This window comes from Italian clover phyllody phytoplasma str. MA1 (assembly GCF_000300695.1).
Classification (GTDB): Bacteria; Bacillota_I; Bacilli_A; order Acholeplasmatales; family Acholeplasmataceae; genus Phytoplasma.
The window spans coordinates 1-634 of sequence record NZ_AKIM01000110.1 but is presented as its reverse complement, the minus strand read 5'-3'; the positions used below and the strand labels follow the sequence as shown (position 1 = coordinate 634).

The following is a 634-nucleotide window of genomic DNA, read 5'->3' as shown; positions in this document are numbered from 1 at the left end:
GGATATAAATGAATGATTCCTTGGTTTTGAAAATAGAGTAAAATAAGATATTCATTGATTTTACCACGGATCACTTTTTGACTTTGAGAGTGATAGTTGTTATTAGTTAAATATTGATCTAGTAAATGGTGATGATGATTCATATATTCATGAAAATTAAGTGAAAATGATGATTTATGAAAAAGTTTTTTTAAAATATTAACACATTGAGTGTTAATGTTAAGTTGTTTAATGTGGTAAAAATCTTCGTTAATTAACATTTTTTATTTCCTTTCTAAATAAAAAAAAGAACTCGTTTTAAGGTCTTTTCTTCTTAATTTTTTTCGTTTTCCAAGTAATGGTTCCATCAGGTTTGATGGTTTTGATTTTTCCGTTATGGTAATAAAAATAAAGATTACCGTTTTGACATTTTTTCTTAATAACAATAGCCATTATCTTTCTCCTAGATATTTCATAATTTTTTGAATATTGAATGAAATGGGATCACTTCCGTTTAAGATTAATTTCTTAATGTCGTTAGTATAATGAGTTAAATAATGATTGTATCCTTGGCGAACGGTTTGAAAATAAGTTAAGGATTGTTTTTCAATCAGATCTCTTTGGTGATTTTTTTGTTTCTTCTTTCTAGTTCTTC

At 25.6% G+C, this 634-nt stretch carries 1 protein-coding gene and 2 pseudogenes; all 3 read right to left on the bottom strand.

The features are described from left to right. Positions 1-260 (bottom strand): annotated as a pseudogene (locus RI01_RS02760) (hypothetical protein); the annotation flags it as partial. Between the two features lie 37 nt (positions 261-297). After that, the gene (locus RI01_RS04010; RefSeq protein ID WP_017193148.1) at positions 298-432 is read right to left on the bottom strand and encodes a hypothetical protein; all 135 of its coding nucleotides are present in this window, start codon (positions 430-432) and stop codon (positions 298-300) included. Then, a pseudogene (locus RI01_RS03855) lies at positions 432-634 on the bottom strand (dTMP kinase); the annotation flags it as partial. The pseudogene RI01_RS03855 and the gene RI01_RS04010, both read right to left, overlap by 1 nt.